The following is a 23,772-nucleotide window of genomic DNA, read 5'->3' as shown; positions in this document are numbered from 1 at the left end:
CATAAGCCATGCCAAAACGCACAGACATCAAGAGCATCCTCATCATCGGCGCCGGCCCGATCATCATCGGCCAGGCGTGCGAGTTCGACTATTCGGGCGCGCAGGCTTGCAAGGCGTTGCGTGAGGAGGGCTACAAGGTCGTTCTCGTCAACAGCAACCCGGCGACGATCATGACCGACCCGAACACGGCCGACGTGACCTACATCGAGCCGATCACGTGGGAAGTCGTCGCGCGCATCATCGAGAAGGAGCGCCCGGACGCGATCCTGCCGACGATGGGCGGCCAGACCGCGCTGAACTGCGCGCTCGACCTGCATCACCACGGCGTGCTCGAGAAGTTCGGCGTCGAGCTGATCGGCGCATCGCCGGAAGCGATCGACAAGGCCGAAGACCGCCAGAAGTTCAAGGAAGCGATGACCAAGATCGGTCTCGGTTCCGCGAAGTCGGGCATCGCGCACTCGATGGAAGAAGCGACCAAGGTGCACGCGCAGATCATGGCGGAGACGGGCGGCAGCGGCTACCCGATCGTGATCCGTCCGTCGTTCACGCTCGGCGGCTCGGGCGGCGGCATCGCGTACAACCGCGAAGAGTTCGAAGAGATCTGCAAGCGCGGTCTCGACCTGTCGCCCACGCGCGAGCTGCTGATCGAAGAGTCGCTGCTCGGCTGGAAGGAATACGAGATGGAAGTCGTGCGCGACCGCGCCGACAACTGCATCATCGTCTGCTCGATCGAAAACCTCGACCCGATGGGCGTGCACACCGGCGACTCGATCACGGTCGCGCCCGCGCAGACGCTCACCGACAAGGAATACCAGATCCTGCGTAACGCGTCGCTCGCGGTGCTGCGCGAGATCGGTGTCGACACGGGCGGCTCGAACGTGCAGTTCTCGATCAACCCGAAGGACGGCCGCATGGTCGTCATCGAGATGAACCCGCGCGTGTCGCGTTCGTCGGCGCTCGCGTCGAAGGCCACCGGCTTCCCGATCGCGAAGGTCGCCGCGAAGCTGGCGGTCGGCTACACGCTCGACGAGCTGAAGAACGAAATCACCGGCGGCCAGACGCCGGCGTCGTTCGAGCCGACGATCGACTACGTCGTCACGAAGATCCCGCGTTTCGCGTTCGAGAAGTTCCGCGAAGCCGATTCGCGCCTGACCACGCAGATGAAGTCGGTCGGCGAAGTGATGGCGATCGGCCGCACGTTCCAGGAATCGTTCCAGAAGGCGCTGCGCGGCCTCGAAGTCGGGGTCGACGGTCTCGACGAGAAGTCGACCAACCGCGACGAGATCGCGATCGAGATCCACGAGCCGGGCCCGGACCGCATCTGGTACGTCGGCGATGCGTTCCGCATCGGCATGACGGCCGAGGAAATCTTCGCGGAAACCGCGATCGACCCGTGGTTCCTCGAGCAGATCGAGCAGATCATCCTGAAGGAAAAGGCGCTCGCGGGCCGCACGCTCGCGTCGCTGACGTTCGACGAGCTGCGCTACCTGAAGCAGAGCGGCTTCTCCGACCGCCGTCTCGCGAAGCTGCTCGGCGCGACGCCGGAAGACGTCCGCAAGCGTCGCGTCGAGCTGAACGTGCGCCCGGTCTACAAGCGCGTGGACACGTGCGCGGCCGAGTTCGCGACGAAAACGGCGTACATGTACTCGACCTACGAGGAAGAGTGCGAGGCGCAGCCGACCACGAACAAGAAGATCATGGTGCTGGGCGGTGGCCCGAACCGGATCGGCCAGGGTATCGAGTTCGACTACTGCTGCGTGCACGCGGCGCTCGCGATGCGCGAGGACGGCTATGAAACGATCATGGTCAACTGCAACCCGGAAACGGTGTCGACCGACTACGACACGTCCGACCGCCTGTATTTCGAGCCGCTGACGCTCGAAGACGTGCTCGAGATCGTCGACAAGGAAAAGCCGGTGGGCGTGATCGTCCAGTACGGCGGCCAGACGCCGCTGAAGCTCGCGCTCGACCTCGAGGCGCACGGCGTGCCGATCGTCGGCACGTCGCCGGACATGATCGACGCGGCCGAAGACCGCGAACGCTTCCAGAAGCTGCTGCAGGATCTCGGCCTGCGCCAGCCGCCGAACCGCACCGCGCGCGCCGAAGACGAAGCGCTCGCGCTGGCCGACGAAATCGGTTATCCGCTGGTCGTGCGTCCGTCGTACGTGCTCGGCGGCCGCGCGATGGAAATCGTCCACGAGCCGCGCGACCTCGAGCGCTACATGCGCGAGGCCGTGAAGGTGTCGAACGATTCGCCGGTGCTGCTCGACCGCTTCCTGAACGACGCGATCGAGTGCGACGTCGACTGCATCTGCGACGGCGAAGCCGTGTTCATCGGCGGCGTGATGGAGCACATCGAGCAGGCGGGCGTCCACTCGGGCGACTCGGCATGCTCGCTGCCGCCGTACTCGCTGTCGAAGGAAACCGTGGCCGAGCTGAAGCGCCAGACGGGCGCGATGGCGAAGGCGCTGAACGTGGTCGGCCTGATGAACGTGCAGTTCGCGATCCAGCAGGTACCGCAGGCGGACGGCTCGAAGCAGGACATCATCTACGTGCTCGAAGTGAACCCGCGCGCGTCGCGCACGGTGCCGTACGTGTCGAAGGCGACCAGCCTGCCGCTCGCGAAGATCGCGGCGCGCGCGATGGTCGGCCAGAAGCTCGCGCAGCAGGGCGTGACCAAGGAAGTCGAGCCGCCGTACTTCAGCGTGAAGGAAGCGGTGTTCCCGTTCGTCAAGTTCCCGACCGTCGATCCGGTCCTCGGGCCTGAAATGCGTTCGACCGGCGAAGTGATGGGCGTCGGCCAGACGTTCGGCGAAGCGCTGTTCAAGTCGCAACTCGCGGCCGGTTCGCGCCTGCCGGAGTCGGGCACGGTGCTGCTGACCGTGATGGACGCGGACAAGCCGAAGGCCGTCGAAGTCGCGCGCATGCTGCACGACCTCGGCTACCCGATCGTCGCGACCAAGGGCACGGCTGCCGCGATCGAGGCGGCCGGCGTGCCGGTGAAGGTCGTGAACAAGGTGAAGGACGGCCGTCCGCACATCGTCGACATGATCAAGAACGGCGAGATCGCCCTCGTGTTCACGACGGTCGACGAGACGCGCCAGGCGATCGCCGATTCGCGTTCGATCCGCATGAGCGCGCAGGCGCACAAGGTCACGTACTACACGACGATGTCGGGCGCGCGCGCGGCCGTCGAAGGCTTGCGCTACCTGAAGGATCTGGAAGTCTATGATTTACAAGGTCTTCACGCTCGCCTAAACTAAGCAGTCAGTTACCTGTCGAAGCAACACGTGCCGCGATTAGGCGGTGTTTCCAGTGCATCGGAAGCGCGCTTAATCGCGGTGATTTTTTTTATAGCCGTTTTTAGCGATTGAGCCGTTTATGAGCACCATTCCGTTGACAAAGCGTGGCGCGGAGCAACTGCGCGATGAATTGCAGCGCCTCAAGTCCGTCGAGCGGCCGGCCGTGATCAACGCGATCGCGGAGGCCCGCGCACAGGGCGATCTGTCCGAAAACGCCGAATACGACGCCGCGAAGGAAAAGCAGGGCTTTATCGAGGGCCGCATCGCGGAACTCGAATCCAAGCTGTCCGCCGCGCAAATCATCGATCCCACGGTGCTCGACGCCGATGGCCGCGTGGTGTTCGCCGCGACGGTCGAACTCGAGGATCTCGAGTCGGGCGACACCGTCAAGTACCAGATCGTCGGCGACGACGAAGCCGATATCGATCACGGCCTGATCTCCGTCAGCTCCCCGATCGCGCGTGCGCTGATCGGCAAGTCCGAAGGCGACGTCGCGGCCGTGCAGGCGCCGAGCGGCGTGCGCGAGTACGAAATCATCTCGGTCAGCTACATCTGAAGCGGGGCGACGTGATGCCGCATCGCGTGTTCCGTCTGCTGTCGGCCGTGTGGGTCGGCAGCCTGCTGACGATCGGGTATGCGGTCGCGCCCGTCCTGTTCAAGACGCTGGAGCGGATGACTGCCGGCTCGGTCGCCGCCCAGCTGTTCCGCATCGAGGCGATCCTCGGCGTCGTGTGCGGCGTGCTGCTGCTCGCGTTGTCGAATCAGCAGGTGCGGCGCGGCAGCACCGAATATCGCCGCGTGCGCTGGATCGTCGCCGCGATGGTTGTGTGCGTGCTGGTCGGGTATTTTGCGCTGCAGCCGTTCATGAACGCGCTGCGGGTGGCCGCGATGGATGCGGGCACCGATATCGCGAATTCGCCGTATGCGAGCCGCTTCGGGATGCTGCACGGCGTGTCGAGCGTGTTCTATCTCGTCGAGAGCGTGCTGGGGCTGATGCTGATCTGGCGTCTGCCGGCGCGCGACGCCTGAGCGCCGCGCCGCTGCGCATGGCGCAACGACGGGGGCAGGGCGGCACGGGAATCCGTGCCGCATGCGCGCTTTACTTGTCCTGGAACGGCCGCTTCGTGCTGGCCTGGCGCTTTTTCGCGCGCTTCACGGTGCCGCCTGCCGTCACGCGCTCGTTGCCGCGCACCGTGACCTTGACCGGCCTCGGGCGGCGTACGGGGCTCGCGTTCGGCGACACCTTGACGACTTTGACGGTGCGCGGTGCACGGCCTTTCTTGTCGTCGACGGCTTCGGCCGCGCTGGGCAGCGCGCCGGCACGACGGCCGCGTGACGGGGCCGCCACCGCGGCCTCGGGCTTCCAGATCACCAGCAGCTTGCCGATGTGCTGGATCGGCGCCGCGTTCAGGCGATCGCAGATCTCGTCGTAGATCGCAATGCGCTCGTCGCGCTCGTCGCCGAACACGCGGATCTTGATCAGCTGGTGCGCGTCGAGGTGCACCTTGATTTCCTTGAGCACGGCGTCGGTCAGCCCTTCGGCGCCGATCAGCACGACGGGCTTGAGCGCATGGGCCTGGGAGCGCAGCGCGGAGCGCTCGGCGGGAGAAAGCGAAAGGGCGGGCATGGAAATGTCGAAATCTAAATAAGGGCGCGCCGACTGAAAAGCGATCGCGGAACGTTACCGCGTCAGCCGTGCGCCGAAACCACGTAAAATCGCGGCTTGGGCCTGAAAAGGGGCCGCAGCCGCGCGAAGAAGACGCGTATTATCCGCTAAAAGCGCGGCTTCACGAAGCAATGGGCAGCAATCTCTCTCTCGAATGGCAAAAAACCGCTTCAACCAGCACTGGCTGCACGACCACATCAACGACCCGTACGTCAAAATGGCGCAGCGGGAGGGCTATCGCGCGCGCGCCGCGTACAAGCTGAAGGAAATCGACGAGCAGGACAAGCTGATCCGTCCGGGCCAGGTGATCGTCGATCTCGGCGCCACGCCGGGCAGCTGGAGCCAGTATGCCCGCAACAAGCTCGCGCAGGGCAGGAAGCGCGACGCGGAGCGCGAAGGCGGCATCGACGGCACGATCGTTGCGCTCGACATCCTGCCGATGGAGCCGATCGCCGACGTCCACTTCCTGCAGGGCGACTTCCGCGAGGACGACGTGCTCCGCCAGCTTGAAGAAGTGCTCGAAGGCCGCGCGGTGGACCTTGTTATTTCCGACATGGCCCCCAACCTCTCCGGCGTGGCCTCGGCGGACGCGGCGCGCATCGAGCATCTCTGCGATCTGGCGCTCGAATTCGCGCAGAACCATCTGAAGCCGGACGGTGCGCTGCTCGTGAAGTGCTTTCACGGCAGCGGCTACAGCCAGATCGTCGAGAAGTTCAAACAGCAGTTTAAGGTTGTCGCGCCGCGCAAGCCCAAGGCATCCCGCGACAAATCGTCCGAAACGTTCATTTTGGGTCGGCAATTGAAGCATCCGCGTTGATGCGGAGCGCGATGCCGCAAACGGGCTCCGGCCCTTGCCGGACAAGCGAAGCGCTATCGCGGCGGTTGTCAATGCTTATGGCAGGGGTGGTCGGACTGGATTAGAATGACCGAGGGGCGCCGCAAGGAAAATGTAGGCGCTCGTCTACGAGTGAAGGAGTGGTGCTTTGAACAACAATATGTTTTCGAAGGCAGCGGTGTGGCTGGTGATCGCACTGGTGCTGTTTACGGTGTTCAAGCAGTTCGACAAGCCCCGCGTCCAGGAAGGCGTGTCCTATTCGCAGTTCATGGACGACGCCAAGAACGGCAAGGTCAAGAACGTCATCGTTCAGGGGCGCAACCTCACCGTCACTCCGGCTGATGGCCAGAAATACCAGATCGTGTCGCCCGGCGACATCTGGATGGTCGGCGATCTGATGAAGTACGGCGTGCAGGTCAGCGGCAAGGCCGACGACGAGCCGAATGCGCTGATGTCCGCGCTGTACTATCTCGGGCCGACGATCCTGATCATCGTGTTCTGGTTCTACATGATGAGGCAGATGCAGGGGGGCGGCAAAGGCGGCGCATTCTCGTTCGGGAAATCGCGTGCGCGGCTGATCGACGAGAACAACAATGCGGTGAACTTCTCCGACGTCGCGGGCTGCGACGAAGCGAAGGAAGAAGTGTCGGAGCTCGTCGACTTCCTGCGCGATCCGCAGAAATTCCAGAAGCTGGGCGGCCGCATTCCGCGCGGCGTGTTGCTGGTCGGCCCCCCGGGTACCGGCAAGACGCTGCTCGCCCGCGCGATCGCGGGTGAAGCGAAGGTGCCGTTCTTCAGCATCTCGGGTTCGGACTTCGTCGAAATGTTCGTCGGCGTCGGCGCCGCTCGTGTGCGCGACATGTTCGAGCAGGCGAAGAAGCATGCGCCGTGCATCGTGTTCATCGACGAAATCGACGCGGTCGGCCGTCATCGCGGCGCCGGCATGGGCGGCGGCAACGACGAGCGCGAACAGACGCTGAACCAGATGCTCGTCGAGATGGACGGCTTCGAGGCGAACTCGGGCGTGATCGTGATCGCCGCGACCAACCGTTCCGACGTGCTCGACAAGGCGCTGTTGCGTCCCGGCCGTTTCGACCGCCAGGTCTATGTCGGCCTGCCGGACATCCGCGGCCGCGAGCAGATCATGCGCGTGCACCTGCGCAAGGTGCCGATCGCGAACGACGTCGACGCGGCGGTCATCGCACGCGGCACGCCGGGTTTCTCGGGCGCCGATCTTGCGAACCTCGTGAACGAGGCTGCGCTGTTCGCCGCCCGTCGCGGCAAGCGCATCGTCGAGATGCAGGATTTCGAGGACGCGAAGGACAAGATCTTCATGGGTCCGGAGCGCAAGTCGGCCGTGATCCGCGAGGAAGCGAAGCGCGCCACCGCGTACCACGAGTCGGGCCACGCGGTGATCGCGAAGCTGCTGCCGAAGGCCGACCCGGTGCACAAGGTCACGATCATCCCGCGCGGTCGCGCGCTGGGCGTCACGTGGCAGTTGCCGGAGCATGACAACGAGACGTATTCGAAGGATTACCTGCTGGACCGCCTCGCGATCCTGTTCGGTGGCCGGGTGGCCGAAGAGCTGTTCATGAACCTGGTCAGCACCGGCGCATCGGACGACTTCAACAAGGCCACGCAGACCGCGCGTGCGATGGTTGCCCGATTCGGCATGACCGACGCGCTCGGGCCGATGGTCTACGTCGACGACGAGAACGATGCTTCGCCGTTCGGCCGCGGCTTCACGCGCACGATCTCGGAAGCGACGCAGCAGAAGGTCGACTCGGAAATCCGCCGCGTGCTGGACGAACAGTACAATCTCGCACGCCGCCTGCTCGAAGATAACCGCGACAAGGTCGAGGCGATGACGGCCGCGCTGATGGAGTGGGAGACGATCGACGCCGATCAGATCAACGACATCATGGAAGGTCGTCCGCCACGCTCGCCGAAGAGCTCGCCGGCTGTCGGCGGCGATTCGTCGGGCGGCGGCAGCGCCGAGGTCAAGCCCGGCAGCGCGCCGGCGCCGGCTACGCCGGCGGCATAATCTCCGCTTTAGCACCGTTCACGGGCTGGTGTGGCTTCACACCGGCCCGTTTTGCATTCATCCACGCCCGTTGCTCGTGTCCGATTCCGCAGTGTCCCCGTTCATTCCCGCGCCGCTTCGGTGTGGCCGCTTCGAACTGACGTTCGAGCGCCCGCTCGTGATGGGCATCCTCAACGCCACGCCCGATTCGTTCTCCGACGGCGGCCGCTTCCTCGTGCGCGACGATGCGCTGCGCCAGGCGGAGCGGATGATCGCCGACGGTGCGGATCTCATCGACATCGGCGGCGAATCGACGCGTCCCGGCGCGCCGCCGGTGCCGCTCGACGAGGAACTCGCGCGCGTGATTCCGCTCGTCGACGCGCTGCGGCCGCTGAACGTGCCGCTGTCGATCGATACCTACAAGCCGGCCGTGATGCGCGCGGCGCTGGCCGCCGGCGCGGACCTGATCAACGACATCTGGGGGTTCCGCCAGCCGGGCGCGATCGATGCGGTGCGCGACGGCAATAGCGGCCTGTGTGCGATGCACATGCTTGGCGAGCCGCAGACGATGCAGGTCGGCGAGCCCGACTACGGCGACGTCGTGACCGACGTGCGCGATTTCCTTGCCGCGCGCGCGCAGGCGCTGCGCGACGCGGGGGTGGCGGCGGAGCGGATCTGCGTCGATCCCGGCTTCGGATTCGGCAAGGCGGTCGTCGACGACAACTATGCGCTGTTGGCCGCGTTGCCGGACACGGCGCCCGCGCGGCCCGACGGGCGTGCGTATCCGATTCTCGCGGGTATGTCGCGCAAGTCGATGCTCGGCGCGGTGATCGGCGGCAAGCCGCCGATGGAGCGCGTCGCGGCGAGCGTGGCGGCCGCGTTGTGCGCGGTCGAGCGGGGCGCCGCGATCGTGCGCGTGCACGACGTCGCGGCGACGGTCGATGCGCTGAAAGTATGGAATGCCGTGCGCGCAGCCGCGCGGCAACGATAAGCAAGTCAGAAAGACGAAGGAGGAAGGACCCCATGGGACGTCGATATTTCGGCACGGACGGTATTCGCGGCACGGTGGGCGAAGCGCCCATCACGCCGGACTTCGTATTGCGTCTCGGCTATGCGGCCGGCAAGGTACTGGCCGGCTCGGCCGACGTCGCAGCGGGCTCGCGTCCGACCGTGCTGATCGGCAAGGACACGCGCGTGTCGGGCTACATGCTCGAAGCCGCGCTCGAGGCCGGATTCTCGGCGGCCGGCGTCGACGTGATGCTGGCCGGCCCGATGCCGACGCCCGGCGTCGCGTATCTGACGCGGGCGCTGCGCCTGTCGGCCGGTGTCGTGATCAGCGCGTCGCACAACCCGTATCACGACAACGGGATCAAGTTTTTCTCCGCCGACGGCAACAAGCTGCCCGACGACACCGAAGCCGCGATCGAAGCGTGGCTCGACAAGCCGCTCGAATGTGCGGCGTCCGACGGTCTCGGCAAGGCCCGCCGCCTCGACGACGCGGCCGGCCGCTACATCGAGTTCTGCAAGAGCACGTTTCCGGCCGCGTTCAACCTGCGTGGGCTGAAGCTCGTGATCGATTGCGCGCACGGCGCTGCGTACCAGATCGCGCCGCACGTGTTCCACGAGCTCGGCGCGGACGTCATTCCGATCGGCGTCGCGCCGAACGGCTTCAACATCAACGACGGCGTCGGCGCGACCGCGCCGGACGCGCTGGTGCGCGCGGTGCGGGCGAACCATGCCGATCTCGGCATCGCGCTCGACGGCGACGCCGATCGTTTGCAGGTCGTGGACGCGACCGGCCGCCTGTACAACGGTGACGAGCTGCTCTACGTGCTCGTGAAGGACCGGATCGCGACCGACGGCAAGGTCGAAGGCGCGGTCGGCACGCTGATGACGAACCTCGCCGTCGAAGTCGCGCTGCAGCGCGAGGGCGTGAAATTCGTCCGTGCGGCGGTCGGCGACCGCTACGTGCTCGAGCAGTTGCGCGAGCACGGCTGGCAGCTCGGCGCGGAAGGGTCGGGCCACATCCTGTCGCTCGACCGGCACTCGACCGGCGACGGCATCGTGTCGGCGTTGCTCGTGCTGGCCGCGCTCAAGCGCAGCGGCCGCACCCTCGCGCAGGTGCTTGACGGCGTCACGCTGTTCCCGCAGAAGCTGATCAACGTGCGGATGAAGCCGGGCGCCGACTGGAAGGGCAGTGCGTCGATTCGTGCTGCGATCGATGCCGCCGAAGCCGAGCTCGCCGGCAGCGGTCGCGTGCTGATCCGCGCATCGGGCACGGAGCCCGTGCTGCGCGTGATGGTCGAAGCGCAGCAGGCCGTCGATGCGGTGCGCCACGCGGAGACGATCGCCGACGCGGTGCGCGCCGCGACGGCCTGATCCGGCCAGGCGCGCGCGCCGGTCCGGCCGCCCGCGCGCCGGCGCCCTCGGGCGCCGTCGTTTCGTCAGACGCAAAGGTTTGCGCTACCTAATAGAAGCAAGCGCCGGCAACCGCGTCCTTTTCGATCGACTCAGGCATCCGACCCCGGAACCTGCCTGCCGCCGGCCCGGGCTTTCCCTCCGGCCGACGCTGCGCTACGATGCGCCCGAACGTCGCTTAAAACCCGGCGTTCATCCCTCCCTCCGAGCCAGGCGATCCTTGCCGCCAGCGCCGCTCCCGCGCCCCGACGCGCCACCTGATACTCCCTTTCAACCAGTCATGTTACTGTCACGCCAGTTTCATCGATTGTCACATTACCGTCATGAGCAGCCCCTAACCTTCGCGGTGCCGTAGTCATCCGCTCACACACTGGAGGTCTCATGAAATTGATGCAAACCGCGATTGCCGGCCTGGCTGGCGCGCTTTTCGCCGTCGCCGCTCAAGCTGCCGACATCACGGGCGCAGGCAGCACGTTCGCCATGCCGATCTATACGAAATGGGCTGCCGACTACCAGCAGTCCGGCGGCGCGAAGGTGAACTACCAAGGTATCGGTTCGTCGGGCGGCCTGAAGCAGATCAACGCGAAGACGGTCGATTTTGCAGGTTCGGATGCTCCGCTGAAGGATGAGGAGCTCGCGAAGGAAGGCCTGTTCCAGTTCCCGACGGTGGTCGGCGGCGTGGTGCCGGTCGTCAACGTGCCGGGCGTGAAGGCCGGCGAACTGACGCTGTCGGGCCCGGTGCTCGGCGACATCTACCTCGGCAAGATCAAGAAGTGGAACGATCCGGCGATCGTCGCGCTGAACCCGAAGGTCAAGCTGCCGGATACGGACATCGCCGTGGTCCGCCGCGCCGACGGCTCGGGCACGAGCTTCATCTGGACGAACTACCTGTCGAAGGTCAACGACGAGTGGAAGTCGAAGATCGGCGAAGGCACGACGGTCAACTGGCCGACGGGCACGGGCGGCAAGGGCAACGACGGCGTCGCGGCCTTCGTGCAGCGCCTGCCGGGTGCGATCGGCTACGTCGAGTGGGCGTACGCGAAGAAGAACAACATGACCTACACGGCCCTGAAGAATTCGACGGGCACGGTGGTCGAGCCGAAGACGGAAACGTTCAAGGCCGCGGCGGCAGGCGCGAACTGGTCGAAGTCGTTCTACCAGATCCTGACGAACCAGCCGGGCAAGGAAGCGTGGCCGGTCGTCGGCGCGACGTTCGTGCTGCTGCACGCGAAGCAGGACAAGCCGGAACAGGGCGCGGAAACGCTGAAGTTCTTCAGCTGGGCGTTCAAGAACGGCGAGAAGGCTGCGGACAGCCTCGACTACATCTCGCTGCCGGCGACGGTCGAGACGGAAATCCGCAAGCAGTGGAAGACGAAGGTGACGGACGCGTCGGGCAAGCCGGTCGCCGCCGAGTAAGCATTGCAGCGGTTCGCTGCCCGGCCGTGCCGGTCGGGCAGTGTGTGCGGTAAAGCCGGGCGTTACGGCGCCCGGCGATCAAAAGCAGGCACCCATGTCTGATATTTCATACCCGTCCTCCCGATCGCCCGACAATGCGCAGCAGCGCGCGCCGAGCCGTCTCGGGGATATCCTGTTCGGCGGCCTTGCGCGGCTCGCCGCGATCGTGACCCTGCTGCTGCTCGGCGGGATCATCGTTTCCCTGATCATTGCGTCGATGCCGACCATCCAGAAGTTCGGCGTCGGCTTCCTGTGGCAATCCGAGTGGGATCCCAACTCGGACATCTACGGCGCACTCGTGCCGATCTACGGCACGATCGTGACGTCGATCATTGCGCTCGTCATCGCGGTGCCCGTCAGTTTCGGCATCGCACTGTTCCTCACCGAATTGGCGCCCGTGTGGCTGCGCCGTCCGCTCGGCATCGCGATCGAGCTGCTCGCCGCGATTCCGTCGATCGTGTACGGCATGTGGGGGCTGCTCGTGTTCGCGCCGATCTTCGCCGAATACTTCCAGAAGCCGCTCGGCCGCCTGTTCCAGGACGTGTGGGTGCTCGGTCCGCTGACGTCGGGCCCGCCGATCGGCATCGGCATCCTCGCGGCCGGCGTGATCCTCGCGATCATGATCATTCCGTACATCGCATCGGTGATGCGCGACGTGTTCGAGGTCACGCCGGTGCTGCTGAAGGAATCGGCATACGGGATCGGCTGCACGACCTGGGAAGTGATGTGGAAGGTCGTGCTGCCCTATACGAAGACCGGCGTGATCGGCGGCGTGATGCTCGGCCTCGGCCGCGCGCTCGGCGAAACGATGGCCGTGACCTTCGTGATCGGCAACACCAACCTGCTCGACAGCGTGTCGCTGTTCGCGCCGGGCAACAGCATCACGTCGGCGCTCGCGAACGAATTCGCGGAAGCGCAGCCGGGCCTGCATACGTCCGCGCTGATGGAGCTCGGCCTGATCCTGTTCGTGATCACGTTCATCGTGCTGTCCATCTCCAAACTGCTGTTGCTTCGTCTCGAGAAGGGAGAGGGCAAGAAATGAGCGAGCCCATCATGAATTTCCCGGGGCCGAGCGGCGCCGCGCTCGACGCGATGCGTAATCGCCTGCAACGCAAGCGCAAGGCCGTCAACGCGATCGCGCTCACCGCGTCGCTCGGCGCGATGGCCTTCGGCCTGTTGTGGCTCGTGTGGATTCTCTACACGACGGTGCACCTCGGCGTCGGCGGCCTGTCGCTGCAACTGTTCACCGAATCGACGCCGGCGCCGAACACGGAAGGCGGCGGTCTCGCGAACGCGATCGTCGGCAGCCTGCTGCTGTGCGGCTTCGGCACGCTGGTCGGCACGCCGATCGGCATCCTCGCGGGCGTCTATCTCGCCGAATACGGGCAGAAGAACCTGCTGGCGAGCACCATCCGCTTCATCAACGACATCCTGCTGTCCGCGCCGTCGATCGTCATCGGCCTGTTCGTGTATGCGATCGTCGTCGCGAAGTCGGGGCGCTTCTCCGGTTGGGCCGGCGTGATCGCGCTGGCGCTGCTGCAGATCCCGATCGTGATCCGCACGACGGAGAACATGCTGAAGCTCGTGCCGAACGCGCTGCGCGAAGCGGCCGTCGCGCTGGGCACGCCGAAGTGGCGCATGGTGCTGAAGATCACGCTGCGCGCGTCGGTCGGCGGGATCGTGACGGGCGTGCTGCTCGCGGTCGCGCGGATCGCCGGCGAAACGGCGCCGCTGCTGTTCACCGCGCTGTCGAACCAGTTCTTCTCGTGGGACATGAGCCAGCCGATGGCGAACCTGCCGGTCACGATCTACAAGTTCGCGATGAGCCCGTTCGCGGAATGGCAGTCGCTCGCGTGGGCGGGCGTGTTCCTGATTACGCTCGGGGTGCTCGGACTGAACGTCCTGGCGCGCTCGATCTTCTCGAAAAAGTAACGGCGGAGCAATCCGATGAATATGGCAGAGAGCCACCTGAATCCCGTCGAGCGCACCGCTGCGCCCGCCGGCACGCAAGACGCGGCGCACGGCCGTCCGCTCGCGCCGCTGAACGCGAAGATCGAGGTCAACAACCTCAACTTCTTCTACAACAAGTTCCACGCGCTGAAGAACATCAACCTGCGCATTCCCGAAGGGAAGGTGACGGCGTTCATCGGCCCGTCGGGCTGCGGCAAGTCGACGCTGTTGCGCACGTTCAACAAGATGTTCGCGCTTTATCCGGAGCAGCGCGCCGAAGGCGAAATCCTGATGGACGGCGAGAACCTGCTGACGACGAAGCGCGACATCTCGCTGCTGCGCGCGCGAATCGGCATGGTGTTCCAGAAGCCGACCCCGTTCCCGATGTCGATCTACGACAACATCGCGTTCGGCGTGAAGATGTTCGAAAAGCTCACGCGCTCGGAAATGGACGACCGCGTCGAGTGGGCACTGACGAAGGCCGCGCTGTGGAACGAAGTGAAGGACAAGCTGGGCCAGAGCGGCTACGGGCTGTCGGGCGGCCAGCAGCAGCGTCTGTGCATCGCGCGCGGCATCGCGATCCGTCCGGAAGTGCTGCTGCTCGACGAACCGTGCTCGGCGCTCGACCCGATCTCGACGGGCCGCATCGAGGAGCTGATCGCGGAGCTGAAGAGCGACTACACGGTCGTGATCGTCACGCACAACATGCAGCAGGCCGCACGCTGCTCGGATTACACGGCCTACATGTACCTGGGCGAGCTGATCGAGTTCGGCGACACCGAAAAGATCTTCATCAAGCCGGTGCGCAAGGAAACGGAAGACTACATCACCGGCCGCTTCGGCTGATGACGGAGAACAACAACCATGTCGGATAAACATCTGTCGAGCCAGTTCGACGCGGACCTGAATGCCGTGTCGTCGAAAGTGCTGGAAATGGGCGGACTCGTCGAGTCGCAGATCGTCGGCGCGATGCGCGCGCTGAACGAGTTCGATCGCGATACGGCCGAGAAGGTGATCGCGGCCGAGGAAACGCTGAACGCGATGGAAGTCGACATCGACCAGGAATGCGGCAACATCATCGCGCGGAGGCAGCCTGCCGCGCGCGACCTGCGTCTTTTGATGTCGATTTCGAAAACGATTACGAACCTCGAGCGCGCCGGCGACGAAGCCGAGAAGATCGCCAAGCGCGTGCGCCGCCTGGTCGACGAGCCGTCCGCGCGTGCGGTCAACATCGCCGAGATCAAGGTGTCGGGCGAGATGGCCGTGACGATCCTGCGCCGCGCGCTCGACGCGTTCGCGCGCCTCGATACGGTGGCCGCCGCGCAGATCGTCAAGGACGACAAGGAAATCGACATGGAATTCCGCGCGTTCGTGCGCAAGCTCGTGTCGTACATGCAGGAAGATCCGCGCACGATCTCGGTGGGCCTCGACTACCTGTTCATCGCGAAGGCGATCGAACGGATCGGCGACCACGCGAAGAACATCGCCGAATTCATCATCTACATCGTGAAGGGCACCGACGTGCGGCACCAGCCGCGCGACACGCTCGATCGCGAAGCCAACAGTTAATCGACTCCATAGGAAGAACAGAGGTGCCGATGCCCAGCAACATTCTCGTCGTTGAAGATGAGCCCGCGATTTCCGAACTGATCTCGGTGAATCTCCAGCACGCCGGTCATTGCCCGATCCGCGCGTACAACGCCGAACAGGCTCAGAACCTGATCAGCGACGTGCTGCCCGATCTCGTGCTGCTCGACTGGATGCTGCCGGGCAAGTCCGGTATCGCGTTCGCGCGCGACCTGCGCAACAACGAACGGACCAAACACATTCCGATCATCATGCTCACCGCCCGCGGCGACGAGCAGGACAAGGTGCTCGGCCTCGAAATCGGCGCGGACGACTACGTGACGAAGCCGTTTTCACCGAAGGAACTGATGGCGCGCATCAAGGCCGTGCTGCGCCGCCGCGCGCCGCAGTTGACCGAGGACGTCGTGTCGATCAACGGGCTGCGCCTCGACCCGGCCACGCATCGCGTCGCCGCGCACGGCGACGGCAGCGAAATCAAGCTCGATCTCGGCCCGACCGAGTTCCGCCTGCTGCATTTCTTCATGACGCATCCGGAGCGCGTGCACAGCCGCACGCAACTGCTCGACCAGGTGTGGGGCGACCACGTGTTCGTCGAGGAGCGCACCGTCGACGTGCACATCAAACGACTGCGCGCGGCCTTGAAACCGGCCGGCTGCGATGCGATGATCGAAACCGTGCGCGGCAGCGGCTACCGCCTCGCGAAGCACGCGTAACGTATTCGGGCATGCCGTGTGCCGCGGCGTGTCGTTCCTTCTTTCGGACGCTGAATCATGAACATCATCTGGGCGCGCTTTCTGGTGTCGCTCGTGCTGCTCGTGCTGATCGGCGTATTGGTCGGCGTCTTCGCCGGCCCGACCGCGGGCCTCGTGTTCGTGGTCGTGATGCTGGTCGCGCAGGGCTTTTTCAGCACCTTCCATACGCAGCGTCTGTGGCGCCTGCTCGATGCGCCCGTCTACGGCGAAGTGCCGAGCGCGCCGGGCATCTGGGGCGAGATCTACTATCGTCTGCACAAGCTCGCGAAGCAGTGGCATGCGCAGGTGCGGCAGGTCGAGCAGCAGCATTCGCGCTTCATCCAGGCGATCCAGGCCTCGCCGAACGGCGTCGCGATGCTCGACGACCACGACCAGATCGAGTGGTGCAACGCGATCGCCGAAGTCCATTTCGGCCTCGATGCGAAGCGCGACCTGCGCCAGCACATCACGAACCTGGTGCGCCATCCCGATTTCGTCCGCTACCTGAATGCGCAGCATTACGACGAGACGCTGTTGATGCGCGGCATGGGCGACTCGCGGCAGAACGTGCTGGCCGTGCAGGTGTTTCCGTACGGCGAGAACCGCAAGCTGCTGCTCACGCAGGACATCACCGAGCTCGAGCGCACCGACGCGATGCGGCGCGACTTCGTCGCGAACGTGTCGCACGAGTTGAAGACGCCGCTCACCGTGCTGTCGGGCTTCCTCGAGACGATGCGCGAGCTGCCGCTGAGCGAGGACGACCGCGCGCGCTATCTCGACATGATGGAGCAGCAGGCGTCGCGGATGCGGCACATCGTGACCGACCTGCTGGTGCTCGCGAAGCTGGAGGGCGAGAGCAAGCCGCCGGTCGATCACGCGATCGACATGCGGGCGGTGTTCGACCACCTGAAGGAAGATGCGCACACGCTGTCGAACGGGCATCACGACATCGCGTTCTCGATCGACGAGACGCTCGGCGTCACGGGTGCGCAGACGGAGCTGTTCAGCGCGTTCGCGAATCTCGTCACGAATGCGATCCGCTACACGCCGGACGGCGGCAAGATCGTCGTATCGTGGCGGCGCGAGGGCGCGCAGGGCGTGTTCTCCGTCACGGACAGCGGCTTCGGGATTCCGGCCGCCGACCTGCCGCGGCTCACCGAGCGCTTCTACCGCGTCGATCGCAGCCGTTCGCGCGATACCGGCGGCACGGGCCTCGGGCTCGCAATCGTCAAGCACGTGCTGCAGCGGCACGACGCGCATCTGTACGTGCAGAGCGAGGAAGGGCGCGGCAGTACGTTCACCGCGCGGTTCCCGGGCTCGCGCGTCATCGCGATCCGGCCGGCCGCTTACGAAGCATGATCGCGTAGCGGCTCGGCGGTCGAAAAAAAGCAACCCGCGGGTTGCTTTTTTTCATGGCGATGCGTCGGCGCGACTCGCATCGCACCGGCGGCTCACGAGCAGAACTTCGCGAGCAGCCCGAGCTGCGCGTTGCGGATCGTCTTGCCGGTGCGGCGGCGCCGATAGTGGCCGTCGCTGTGCATCTGCCATGCCGACTGGTTATCGCCGAGGCACACCGACAGCCCTTCGGCGATCACGCGCCGCTTGAGCTTGCGCTCGCGGATCGGGAACGCGACTTCGACGCGGCGGAACAGGTTGCGGTCCATCCAGTCGGCACTCGACAGATAGACGTGCTCGGCGCCGCCCGCGTGGAAGTAGTAGATGCGGTGGTGTTCGAGGAAGCGGCCGACGATCGAGCGCACCGTGATATTTTCCGACAGCCCCGGCACCCCGGGCTTCAGCGCGCAGACGCCGCGCACGATCAGGTCGACCTTGACGCCGGCCTGCGACGCTTCGTACAGCGCGGCGATCACCGACGGCTCCAGCAGCGCGTTCATTTTCGCGACGATGCGCGCACGCTTGCCGGCCTGCGCATTGTCGATCTCCGCGCGGATCGAATCGATGATGCGCGGATGCAGCGTGAACGGCGACTGCCACAGCTCGTGCAGCGTCAGTTCACCGCCGATCCCGGTCAATTGCTGGAACACGTGATGCACGTCCTCGCAGATCTTCTGCTCGGCCGTCATCAGCCCGAAGTCGGTGTAGAGGCGCGCGGTGCGCGGATGATAGTTGCCGGTGCCGAGGTGCACGTAGCGGCGCAGCGACGCCTTGCCGGCCTGCACGACGCGCCGCACGATCAGCATCATCTTCGCGTGGCACTTGTGGCCGACCACGCCGTACACGACGTGCGCGCCGACGGCTTCGAGCTGCGACGCCCAGTTGATGTTGGTCTCCTCGTCGAAGCGCGCGAGCAGCTCGACGACGACGGTCACTTCCTTGCCGTTGCGCGCGGCTTCCATCAGCGCGTCCATCAGCGGCGAGTCGGTGCCGGTGCGGTAGATCGTCTGCTTGATCGCGACGACGCTCGGGTCTTTCGCGGCCTGCTGCAACAGCTCGAGCACGGGCTGGAAGCTCTCGTACGGGTGGTGCAGCAGGATGTCGCCGGCATCGATCGCGTCGAACATCGTCGGCGCGTTGGCGATTGCCGCCGGCGTCGACGCGATGAACGGCGCGAACTTCAGGTCGGGGCGGTCGACGAGATCGGGAATCTGCATCAGGCGCACCAGGTTCACGGAACCCGCGACGCGATAGCAATCCTTGTCGCCGAGTTCGCTTTCCTCGAGCAGGCGTCGCACGATGTGTAGCGGCGTGTCGGCCGATACCTCGAGGCGTACCGCGTTGCCGAGGTGGCGCGCGGGCAGTTCGCCCTGCAACGCGACACGCAGGTTCGTGATTTCGTCTTCGTCGACGAACAGCTCGCTGTTGCGCGTGATGCGGAACTGGTTGCAGCTCTTCACGACCAGTTGCGGAAAGAGTTCGCCGACGAAGCGCTGCATGAACGAACTCAGCAGCACGAAGCCATGCTCGAAACCCGACAGCGCATGCGGCATGCGCACGACGCGCGGCAGCGCGCGCGGCGCCTGCACGATGCCCATCACGGCCTGGCGGCCGAACGCGTCGCGGCCTTCGAGCTCGACGACGAAGTTCAGGCTCTTGTTCAGCACGCGCGGGAACGGGTGGGCCGGATCGAGGCCGATCGGCGTCAGCACGGGCAGCAGTTCGTCGAGGAAGTAGCGCCGCGCCCATTCGAGCTGCTCGTCGTTCCACGTGTCGCTCGCGTGGAAGTAGATGCCTTCCTGTTCGAGCGCCGGCAGCACGGTTTCGTGCAGCATCGTGTACTGTCGATGCACGAGCCGCTGCGCGCGTTCGACGACGAGATCGTATGCGTGCTGTAACGACATGCCGTCGGGTGTCAGCGCGCCGGGATTGTCGCGGATCTGCTCCTGCAGGCCGGCCATCCGGACTTCGAAGAATTCGTCGAGGTTGCTGCTGGTGATGCAGATGAAGCGCAGGCGCTCGAGCAACGGGACTTGCGGGTCGGCCGCCTGGGCCAGCACGCGCTCGTTGAAACCGAGGATGCCGAGTTCACGATTGAGAAGCGGGTAACGGACGGACATCGGCAGAGTAGGGGGTAATTCAGGCGATGATTCGAAAGGACGCTCGGAAACTCTCACGGTACGATGACGTGCTGATGACAATCATGGTTTTATATCGGGAAATTCTACGCCCGAACGCTTTCGTCGCATAAATGTTTCGGCTATATGGAATGGCGCGGTGTGCATGCCCGTGAAGCGTGGCAGCGGCAAGCGTTCCACGCTTAAAATGTCGCCTTTGATTGATCGCCCGTGGTGGCCGGAACGGCTGCCGCGGAAGAACGCGCACGGAGCCCCCTTCTGATGGTTACAACTCCCCACTTGCTGGCTGCCGTGGATCTCGGCTCGAACAGCTTTCGGCTGATCGTCGGGCGCGTCGAGGAAACGCCGGCGGGCAGCCAGATCTATCCCGTCGACGCGCTGCGCGAGCCGGTTCGGCTGGCCGCGGGGCTGTCGAGCGACAAGATGCTCGATCGCGCGTCGCAGGAGCGTGGCTGGGAGGCGCTCAAGCGGTTCGGCGAGCGCCTGCGCGATTTCCATCCCGATCACGTGCGCGCGGTGGCAACCAACACGCTGCGCGTCGCGAAGAACGCCGCCGAATTTCTCGGCGAGGCGGAGGCGGCGCTCGGTTTCCCGATCGAAGTGATCGCGGGCCGCGAAGAGGCGCGCCTCATCTATGCGGGCGCCGCGCACTCGGTGCCGGCGAGCGCCGGCAAGCGGCTCGTCGTCGACATCGGCGGCGGCTCGACCGAATTCATCATCGGCTCGCACTACACGCCGATCGTGATGGAGAGCCTCTATATCGGCTGCGTGAGCCATAGCCGCGCCTTCTTCCCGGCCGGCAACGTCGACGAATACACGATGCGGCAGGCCGAGCTCGCGGCCAAGCGCGAGATCCAGATCATTTCGAGCGAATACAAGAAGGCCGGCTGGGACCAGGCGATCGGTTCGTCCGGCACCGCGCGCGCGCTCGCGGAGCTCGTCGAGGCGAACGGCTTCAACGATCCGGGCATCACGCACGGCATTTCGCGCGGCGGCCTCGAGCGGCTGAAGCGTGCGCTGATCAAGTCGGAGAACGTCAACCGGTTGAAGCTGATCGCGCTGAAGCCCGACCGCGTGCCCGTGCTCGCGGGTGGCCTCGCGATCATGCTGGCGGTGTTCGAGGAGCTGGGCGTCGACTACGTCGATACGACCGACGGCGCGCTGCGCCTCGGCGTGCTGTACGACCTGCTCGGCCGGACGCAGCACGAGGACATGCGCGCGGTGACCGTCGAGGGGTTCACGCGCCGCTACGGCGTCGACCGTGCGCAGGCCGAGCGGATCGGTGCGCTCGCCGCGCGTTTCTACGACGAACTCGAGGAAGACGACGAGGAAGCGCGGGAGGAAGGGCGGATGTTCCTCAGCTGGGCCGCCGCGTTGCACGAGATCGGCCTGTCGATCTCGCACAGCGCGTATCACAAGCATTCGGCCTATATCGCGAGCAACGCGGACATGCCGGGTTTCTCGCGCACCGACCAGGCGCGGCTCGCCGCGCTCGTGCTCGGCCATGCGGGCAAGCTCGGCAAGCTGTCGCAGGCGCGCGAGGTCGAATGGCCGCTGCTGTTCTGCCTGCGGCTCGCGGCGCTGCTGTGCCGGCGCCGGACCGATGCGGGGCTGCCCGATATTTCCGTTTCGCAGATGAAGAAGGGCGGGTACGAGGTGCGCCTGCCGAACGCGTGGGTCGAGCAGAACCCGTTGACCGACTACAGCCTCAGCCAGGAGGCGGCGGAGTGGGAGAAAGTCGGCATCCCGTATCGCGTGGTTTATACCGGCGCGTGACAGGGCGATAGCGGCCCGATAGCGGGCTCGGAAGGTGCGGTGGGTTCCGCTGGGGTGTGCCGATGGCGGCGCCCGTCAGGCGTCGCTCCGTACGATCGTCAGCGGCCGCGCAACGCGGGCGCTGACCGGCCGCTCAATCCGACGAGCAGACGATCGCGGTCAGGAACGGGAAAGCCTGTTTGACGGTTGCGTCGCTGCCGGCCTTGCGCACGGCTTCCTCGACCGCGCTTTTCGTGCCGCGCACGACGACACCGTAAGCCCAGTCGCCGATCGGCTTGCCGTCGCCCGGACGGAAGATCGGGTCGTTCGCCTGATAGCCGAGCACGACGTAGACGCCGAAGCCGTATGCGGTCAGCGAGCGGTTCGTGCGGAACGCATTGACCGAATTCGATTCGACGTGCATCGGCTCCGACTGGATGTCGCCGGCCGCGAGCAGCGGCGCGACGAACTTGTGGCCGGTCGAATGGCAGTCGAGCGCGTCGTCGAGCGCTTTCGCCGACGCAGGGCCGGCGGTGGCGAGCATGAGCAGCGACGCACACAGAGCGGTTTCGAGAATGTTGTTTTTCATGCGCGGATGCGGATTGTTCACACGTATTATCGCGTGTTCCAGCAAGTTCCGTGCGCGGGCTGCGCGAGGAGGCGCGGGCGCGTCGACGCGGCGGTTGGTGCGTGCTCGGCCCGCGCTGCGGCGAGTCCTGAAAAGCGGCAGGCGATTCAAGGGCTCGTAAAAAGCGCCCGTAAACGGAAAAAGGGGTTACACGCTTTTGGCATGTAACCCCTTTGATTCCTTGGTCGGAGCGATAGGATTCGAACCTACGACCCTCTGATCCCAAATCAGATGCGCTACCAGGCTGCGCTACGCTCCGACGAGCCAAAGATAATAACGTCGAATGGCCGAATCGGTCAATCACGATATGCGGGTAAATGCCGCGGCGGTGAGCGGCCCGCGATTTGCGACAATTCACGGGACAATCGGCCGGCCCGCACGCATGCGCGCGCGACCGCTCGCCGAGGCAAGGAGACATCATGATGAACCTGATCCTGTGGCGCCACGCCGAAGCCGAAGATTACGCGACGAGCGATCTCGCGCGGCAGTTGACCGTGCGCGGCCGCAAGGACGCGCAGGCGATGGCCAAATGGCTGCGCGGCCGGCTCGAGACGAATACCGTGATCCTCGCGAGCCCGGCGGCGCGCACCGTGCAGACCGTCGAGGCACTGACCGACCAGTACCGGACCATCGACGCGCTCGCGCCGGGCGGCAGCGTCGACGACGTGCTGGCGGCGGCCGGCTGGCCGGAAGGCATCGCACCGACGGTCGTGATCGTCGGCCACCAGCCGACGCTCGGCAGCGTCGCCGCGCAATTGATCGCCGGCGACGACGACAGCTGGAGCGTCAAGAAGGGCGGAATCGTGTGGCTCGCGAGCCGCACGCGCGACGGCAGCCGGCAGGCCGTGCTGCGGGCGGTTTTGACGCCCGAACTCGTGTAAAGCCCGCCTGAATGGGTTTGAAGGGATTGATCATACGGTTTTGCAAGCTTTCTGCTAAAGTCAATTCGGCGACACGTCATTGAAAAGACATGGTCGTGCCACGTAACGGTCACGGCCGGTTACTACATTGGCGGGCATGTCGTCCTATTCCTTACGATCAGGAAAGCCTAATGCGAGAACTGCCGACGCCTACGCTCCCTTTTGCCTCGCTGCCCCTCGACACGTCGCGGCGCCACCTGCCGCGCGCCAGTGAAACCGTCACATCGGAATATCGCCTGCGCGCCGCATGGGCGCGTACGGAAGACGAATTGCGCGAAGCCCAGCGCCTGCGCTACAGCGTGTTCGCCGAAGAAATGGGCGCGCAGGTCAGCGGCCCGTCCGGTCTCGACGTCGATCCGTTCGATGCATATTGCGACCACCTGCTGGTCCGCGATCTCGACACGCTGAAAGTCGTCGGCACGTACCGCGTGCTGCCGCCGCACCAGGCGGCACGCGTCGGCCGCCTGTACGCCGAAGGCGAATTCGACCTGTCGCGCCTCACGCACCTGCGCGGCAAGATGGTCGAGGTCGGCCGCTCGTGCGTGCACAGCGACTACCGCAGCGGCGCCGTCATCATGGCGCTGTGGGGCGGCCTGGGCGCGTACATGATGCAGAACGGCTACGAAACGATGCTGGGCTGCGCGAGCGTGTCGATGGCCGACGGCGGCCACTACGCGGCGAACCTGTACCAGTCGCTGTCGGCGGGCTCGCTGACGGCGCCCGAGTATCGCGCGTTCCCGCACACGGCTTTGCCGGTCGACGAACTGCAGACGGGCACCGTCGTCGCGCCGCCGCCGCTGATCAAGGGTTACCTGCGGCTCGGCGCGAAGATTTGCGGCGCACCGGCCTGGGATCCCGACTTCAACTGCGCGGATTTCCTGACTCTATTCCGCCTGTCCGACATCAACGCGCGCTACGCCCGCCACTTCCTGGGCTAAGCGGTCTGAACCGCGTCGCGCCGGCGACCTG

At 65.5% G+C, this 23,772-nt stretch carries 20 protein-coding genes and 1 tRNA gene; 17 read left to right on the top strand and 4 right to left on the bottom strand.

Annotated elements, in window-relative coordinates; all coding sequences use genetic code 11:
- Nucleotides 1–8 precede the first annotated feature (8 nt).
- The 3 genes from carB (at nt 9) to QZM72_RS24220 (ending at nt 4,331) form a co-directional block, all read left to right on the top strand.
- Nucleotides 9–3,263 (top strand): carbamoyl-phosphate synthase large subunit, encoded by a 3,255-nt coding sequence (gene carB / locus QZM72_RS24230; protein ID WP_301739430.1) that lies wholly within the window; start codon nt 9–11, stop codon nt 3,261–3,263.
- A 118-nt stretch (nt 3,264–3,381) separates the two neighbouring features.
- Nucleotides 3,382–3,858 (top strand): transcription elongation factor GreA, encoded by a 477-nt coding sequence (gene greA / locus QZM72_RS24225; RefSeq protein ID WP_006476345.1) that lies wholly within the window; start codon nt 3,382–3,384, stop codon nt 3,856–3,858.
- 14 nt (nt 3,859–3,872) lie between these two features.
- Complete coding sequence (locus tag QZM72_RS24220; RefSeq protein ID WP_089467131.1) at nt 3,873–4,331, top strand: DUF4149 domain-containing protein; 459 nt, start codon at nt 3,873–3,875, stop codon at nt 4,329–4,331.
- A gap of 70 nt (nt 4,332–4,401) precedes the next feature.
- Here the strand turns inward: QZM72_RS24220 and QZM72_RS24215 are convergent, their stop codons facing one another.
- Complete coding sequence (locus QZM72_RS24215; protein WP_089467132.1) at nt 4,402–4,929, bottom strand: YhbY family RNA-binding protein; 528 nt, start codon at nt 4,927–4,929, stop codon at nt 4,402–4,404.
- Nucleotides 4,930–5,122: 193 nt separating this feature from the next.
- On the opposite strand from QZM72_RS24215, the gene QZM72_RS24210 reads away from it, so the two are divergent.
- The 11 genes from QZM72_RS24210 to phoR all read left to right on the top strand — a co-directional run bounded on the left by QZM72_RS24210 (nt 5,123) and on the right by phoR (nt 17,326).
- The gene (locus tag QZM72_RS24210) at nt 5,123–5,785 is read left to right on the top strand and encodes an RlmE family RNA methyltransferase (protein ID WP_089467133.1); all 663 of its coding nucleotides are present in this window, start codon (nt 5,123–5,125) and stop codon (nt 5,783–5,785) included.
- A 166-nt stretch (nt 5,786–5,951) separates the two neighbouring features.
- On the top strand, nt 5,952–7,847 hold the full coding sequence (ftsH, locus tag QZM72_RS24205; protein ID WP_011694248.1) for an ATP-dependent zinc metalloprotease FtsH: 1,896 nt from the start codon (nt 5,952–5,954) through the stop codon (nt 7,845–7,847).
- A gap of 28 nt (nt 7,848–7,875) precedes the next feature.
- Entirely contained in the window at nt 7,876–8,817 is a 942-nt protein-coding gene (folP, locus tag QZM72_RS24200; protein WP_301739429.1) for a dihydropteroate synthase, read from the top strand.
- 32 nt (nt 8,818–8,849) lie between these two features.
- On the top strand, nt 8,850–10,205 hold the full coding sequence (gene glmM, locus QZM72_RS24195) for a phosphoglucosamine mutase (protein WP_089467135.1): 1,356 nt from the start codon (nt 8,850–8,852) through the stop codon (nt 10,203–10,205).
- A gap of 420 nt (nt 10,206–10,625) precedes the next feature.
- The gene (gene pstS, locus QZM72_RS24190; RefSeq protein ID WP_089467136.1) at nt 10,626–11,660 is read left to right on the top strand and encodes a phosphate ABC transporter substrate-binding protein PstS; all 1,035 of its coding nucleotides are present in this window, start codon (nt 10,626–10,628) and stop codon (nt 11,658–11,660) included.
- A gap of 94 nt (nt 11,661–11,754) precedes the next feature.
- Nucleotides 11,755–12,741 carry a phosphate ABC transporter permease PstC gene (gene pstC / locus QZM72_RS24185; RefSeq protein WP_089467137.1) on the top strand — a complete coding sequence of 329 codons (987 nt, stop codon included), beginning with the start codon at nt 11,755–11,757 and terminating at the stop codon, nt 12,739–12,741.
- Nucleotides 12,738–13,631, top strand: coding sequence for a phosphate ABC transporter permease PstA (gene pstA, locus QZM72_RS24180; RefSeq protein ID WP_089467138.1), 894 nt, complete (start codon nt 12,738–12,740; stop codon nt 13,629–13,631). The genes pstC and pstA overlap by 4 nt, the downstream gene beginning before the upstream one ends.
- 15 nt (nt 13,632–13,646) lie before the next feature.
- On the top strand, nt 13,647–14,495 hold the full coding sequence (pstB, locus tag QZM72_RS24175) for a phosphate ABC transporter ATP-binding protein PstB (RefSeq protein WP_050015221.1): 849 nt from the start codon (nt 13,647–13,649) through the stop codon (nt 14,493–14,495).
- An 18-nt stretch (nt 14,496–14,513) separates the two neighbouring features.
- Nucleotides 14,514–15,218, top strand: coding sequence for a phosphate signaling complex protein PhoU (gene phoU / locus QZM72_RS24170; RefSeq protein ID WP_089467139.1), 705 nt, complete (start codon nt 14,514–14,516; stop codon nt 15,216–15,218).
- Nucleotides 15,219–15,247: 29 nt separating this feature from the next.
- Nucleotides 15,248–15,949 carry a phosphate regulon transcriptional regulator PhoB gene (phoB, locus tag QZM72_RS24165; protein WP_006750313.1) on the top strand — a complete coding sequence of 234 codons (702 nt, stop codon included), beginning with the start codon at nt 15,248–15,250 and terminating at the stop codon, nt 15,947–15,949.
- Between the two features lie 57 nt (nt 15,950–16,006).
- Complete coding sequence (phoR, locus tag QZM72_RS24160) at nt 16,007–17,326, top strand: phosphate regulon sensor histidine kinase PhoR (protein WP_089467140.1); 1,320 nt, start codon at nt 16,007–16,009, stop codon at nt 17,324–17,326.
- A gap of 92 nt (nt 17,327–17,418) precedes the next feature.
- Here the strand turns inward: phoR and ppk1 are convergent, their stop codons facing one another.
- Nucleotides 17,419–19,482, bottom strand: a complete 2,064-nt coding sequence (gene ppk1, locus QZM72_RS24155; RefSeq protein ID WP_089467141.1) for a polyphosphate kinase 1 — start codon at nt 19,480–19,482, stop codon at nt 17,419–17,421.
- Nucleotides 19,483–19,761: 279 nt separating this feature from the next.
- Here ppk1 and ppx point away from each other — a divergent pair, with 279 nt between their 5' ends.
- Nucleotides 19,762–21,276: an exopolyphosphatase gene (gene ppx / locus QZM72_RS24150; protein ID WP_089467142.1), complete on the top strand. Its 1,515-nt coding sequence runs from the start codon at nt 19,762–19,764 to the stop codon at nt 21,274–21,276.
- A 133-nt stretch (nt 21,277–21,409) separates the two neighbouring features.
- Here ppx and QZM72_RS24145 read toward each other — a convergent pair whose 3' ends face one another.
- Nucleotides 21,410–21,844 carry a hypothetical protein gene (locus QZM72_RS24145; RefSeq protein ID WP_089467923.1) on the bottom strand — a complete coding sequence of 145 codons (435 nt, stop codon included), beginning with the start codon at nt 21,842–21,844 and terminating at the stop codon, nt 21,410–21,412.
- Nucleotides 21,845–22,065: 221 nt separating this feature from the next.
- A tRNA-Pro gene (locus QZM72_RS24140) sits at nt 22,066–22,142 on the bottom strand.
- A gap of 160 nt (nt 22,143–22,302) precedes the next feature.
- Between QZM72_RS24140 and sixA the strand changes: the two genes are divergently transcribed.
- Together sixA and QZM72_RS24130 are read left to right on the top strand one after the other, a co-directional pair.
- Nucleotides 22,303–22,764: a phosphohistidine phosphatase SixA gene (gene sixA / locus QZM72_RS24135; protein ID WP_089467924.1), complete on the top strand. Its 462-nt coding sequence runs from the start codon at nt 22,303–22,305 to the stop codon at nt 22,762–22,764.
- Nucleotides 22,765–22,934: 170 nt separating this feature from the next.
- The gene (locus tag QZM72_RS24130; RefSeq protein WP_034206968.1) at nt 22,935–23,741 is read left to right on the top strand and encodes a GNAT family N-acetyltransferase; all 807 of its coding nucleotides are present in this window, start codon (nt 22,935–22,937) and stop codon (nt 23,739–23,741) included.
- The last annotated feature ends 31 nt before the right edge of the window (nt 23,742–23,772 follow it).

It is taken from the genome of Burkholderia sp. AU45388 (assembly GCF_030481585.1).
Classification (GTDB): Bacteria; Pseudomonadota; Gammaproteobacteria; order Burkholderiales; family Burkholderiaceae; genus Burkholderia; species Burkholderia sola.
Note: the sequence above shows the minus strand (reverse complement) of the source record. Positions and strands in the feature narration are given on the sequence as shown.